Genomic DNA, 3,349 nt, shown 5'->3' with positions numbered 1-3,349 from the left:
TCGGGCCAATTGCAGTAAGGATTCTGTGAGTGCAGTCATCTGATTCGCTGCACTGAGGATGGCTTGAAATTTCTCAGCATCGGTCGGTCGCATCCCTTGGGGATATTTTTGGGCCACGCTTGCATTGGTTTTAATCGCTGTGAGAGGACTACGCAGTTCATGGGAGGCATCGGCTGTAAATTGTTGGAGTTGGCGCATGCTCTGCTCAATGGGATGCATGGCTCTGGTGGTTAACCAGGTTCCTCCTATCCCACTGAGGACAATCGCTAGGATAGCGCCACCACCTAAGCCCCAATCAAGCTGTTGGAGGGCTTGGTGGACGGCTTCTAAGGATTCATTGGCGCGGACAAAGCCAATCAACTGCCCAGTATTGGGGTCTTGAACTGGCACAGTCATGGATTGGAGGTTGGCGTAAGTCTGAAGTCGAACGAGTTGTTGGGGGTCTAAAGGTAGATTTGAGGCGGGCTGGCCTTGAGTTCCCACCAACTGACCTGTAGGGTCGTACCATTGCAGAGATTGCAGGTCACGGACTAGATCTTCTTGATCGAGTTCAAGGCGACCGTTCTCAAGTTCGAGTTCAAGGCTTCCCGCTTTCACTAAATTTTGCAGTCGTTGGTTGACCTGATGGTGCAGGGTATAAGTGAAGGTGGTACGGATTGCGATCGCAAACACAACCATAATCCCAGCCAAAACAATCAGATAGGATCCTAAGAGCTGCAATCGAACTTTCCGAAACAACGTGTAACCTCTAGGAACGATGAAGCGGATTCAAACGATAGCCCACACCATAAAGCGTTTCGATCAGCTGGTCAGACCCTCCGGCTGCTTTTAATTTACAGCGCAGGTTACTAATATGCGTTTTGACCGTGCCCTCACTAGAGGCGCGATCCAGCTCCCATAAACGATCTAGCAACATAGCGCGAGTAAAGACTTGCCCCGGATGTCGAAGTAAATGTTCTAGCAGAATATATTCTTTGGGCGTTAAATCGAGCGAGGTCTCACCATAGTGAGCATGATGGTGAATCGGATCCAGTTGCAACGCACCCTGTTTCAGAGTGGAGGGCTGGATTTGAGGGGGACGACGACATAACGCGCGGATGCGAGCAGCCAATTCATCTAACTCAAACGGTTTGACCACATAGTCATCGGCACCAGCGTCTAGGCCCATCACTTTATCAGTCAAAGTATCCTTGGCGGTTAGCATTAACACAAACCCGCTATATCCTGAACGACGCAATTGTTGACAGAGACTAATCCCATCCAAACGCGGCAGCATAAGATCCAATAGAATTAGCTCATAGTCAGCCGTTTGGGTATAGTGCCAACCGCTTTCACCATCTGCCGCTACATCGACCATGTAATGTTGATGACGCAAATCTTCGGCTAAGGGCTTGGCAATCCGATCATCATCCTCAACCAGCAGAATTCTCACAGTTTAGTTCCCTCGGGATGCATATGAACCGTGTTTATGTCCCAATGCATCGTTCCTTTTTGCGTTGAATCCTGTTGGGTGAGTCAACAGCACCACTTGGCCAGATAGGGTCTGAGGAATGTGGAGTTGTGAGAGGACTCGTTTCATGACTGCTCTGAGGTGAACCAAGGGCGTTGCTCGTTGGAGGTGACTTAATTTGTCCAGGACATCATATTGATGAGCAACCTGCCAACCCCAAGTTTGAAAAAACGCAGGCCCTTGATGGGGCGCAAATTTAAATGCGGGTTTTCCATTGGCAACGTATTGATCATAAAGGGTATGGCTATATTGCCTTTGCCAGCCTCTTAAGACGGTTGGTGCAGCTAATTCTAATATCCACCCGTGAATATAGTGCTGTTGACTCAAATGGGATGCGAGCGAAGCTACTTGAGTCTCAGTCCAATATCCTAAGAGTCCTTCTGTGATCACAATCGTGGGTTTTGAGAATTGAGTTGAAGCGGAGAACAGGGAGTGTCTGAAGGTTGAGTCTGCTAAATCCCCCTTGATCTGTTTAAGGATGCATCGAGGTTTTACCCCATGGAGTTGTTGGTGCTTATACTCCGATATGTCTGGCAGATCGACGTCTAACCAGATCAGAGACGAAGGCAGTTGCAGCCGATATGGGCGAGTATCCAGACCTGCGCCTAGGTTCATTACAAGGCTAATGTGGTTACGAGCAATTTGTTCTTGGATGAGTGTGTCAACTAGATGAGTCCGAATAGCAATTACATCCGCATACGGTTGGGGATGTCCTAATAGGGCCTGGAAAAGTTGTCCTTGCCCACCCGCTAACTGTCGTGCCCAAGGATCCTGAAAAAGCGCGTCACGTCGCTCTGATTCCAATGCTCGATACAAAGCCACTAGGTAGGCAGATTCTGAAAGTTTGCTCATTGCAAACCGGTCAAAAGAAACAGCCTTTACCGTAGACAGTGAATGTCAAGAACTCGACAAGAAGCGTTCTTGTTTTTTCAATGGCGAGTAGCCAGGGTTTGCATTAAAGGCTGAATTCTTCTTCTGCTTTTATATATCGATGAAATCTAGATTTGGAAAGAATTTCAGAAGTTGTCAAAGGTCATTAGAATGTCTCAGAAGCCTAAAATCATAGATCTTCAAAAGTATTGCTATGCATAGATTCTAGAGTCATCTTGCATGTTTTTACACGTATCTCGGCTTGACCTCGACTTGCGTTGCTGCCGAGATGCACACGTAGATCCAAAAACGTATGCTCACTCAGTGATTTGATCAACAGCACAAACCACAAAGGTGAAACCTATGACTACAGCAACATACACACTAGAATCCTTTGCCAACTGCAAACGCGATGCAGTCAACTACGCCATTAAGGACGCCCTTGGACTTGATGAAGCCGCTAATCTGCGAAAAAGACTCATCCAGCTAGCAACCAATGCCGAAGAGGGCGAAGGCGAGGAAGTTGATCCTCAAATTGTCGAGTATGGAAATGCCCTTAAAGCTCGTGAGAAGTCCCTACGAAAAAACGAAGACGTTTACGAGCTGGGGGTGATCCTCAATATCGACCCAGATAAGATCGACAAGCGCAAGGTCAAGGAAACCGTCAAAAAAGAACGGGGACTGACCAAAGTACAGAAGGCTTTTTACGGAGTCTTCAAACGTTTTGCAGGAAAAAGTGTTGTGATGCAGTCTGTTGCATTTGAGACCGCCCGATCCTGCTCCTTCAAGACTGCACTCCAGATAGGCCAAGCCCATGAGGTCATTGATTCCAAAGAGAGCTTAATTGGTGGGTACGTCGATCAGGTCTTTGGCATAACGGCCACTTGCTCAGTGGGGAACAATATCACTGCTGCGTATGGCGATATGGATTCGCTGGAACAGTGGCTGCTAGAGGTTTATCCCAGCTAC

3 protein-coding genes and 1 pseudogene are annotated in these 3,349 nt (G+C 47.8%); 1 reads left to right on the top strand and 3 read right to left on the bottom strand.

Features of this window, described 5'->3' with window-relative positions:
• From Q0986_RS15485 to Q0986_RS15475, 3 genes are all read right to left on the bottom strand, one after another.
• On the bottom strand, positions 1-738 hold a 738-nt coding region (locus Q0986_RS15485), incomplete at its 3' end, for a histidine kinase dimerization/phospho-acceptor domain-containing protein (RefSeq protein WP_299412127.1).
• Positions 739-748: 10 nt separating this feature from the next.
• Positions 749-1,432, bottom strand: a complete 684-nt coding sequence (locus Q0986_RS15480; RefSeq protein ID WP_299412123.1) for a response regulator transcription factor — start codon at positions 1,430-1,432, stop codon at positions 749-751.
• A gap of 3 nt (positions 1,433-1,435) precedes the next feature.
• Complete coding sequence (locus Q0986_RS15475) at positions 1,436-2,362, bottom strand: SAM-dependent methyltransferase (RefSeq protein ID WP_299412119.1); 927 nt, start codon at positions 2,360-2,362, stop codon at positions 1,436-1,438.
• A gap of 381 nt (positions 2,363-2,743) precedes the next feature.
• Here Q0986_RS15475 and Q0986_RS15470 point away from each other — a divergent pair.
• Positions 2,744-3,349: pseudogene (locus Q0986_RS15470) on the top strand (hypothetical protein); the annotation flags it as partial.

The sequence above is a fragment of the Acaryochloris sp. IP29b_bin.148 genome (assembly GCF_028285565.1).
In the GTDB taxonomy this organism is placed as follows: Bacteria; Cyanobacteriota; Cyanobacteriia; order Thermosynechococcales; family Thermosynechococcaceae; genus Acaryochloris.
The sequence above is the reverse complement of the archived record's forward strand: the minus strand, read 5'-3'. Positions and strand labels throughout refer to the sequence as shown.

What these genes read in the sequence shown, in the direction of transcription:
- Q0986_RS15475 (WP_299412119.1), bottom strand. Translation starts at nt 2,362, where the DNA reads ATGAGCAAACTTTCAGAATCTGCCTACCTAGTGGCTTTGTATCGAGCA.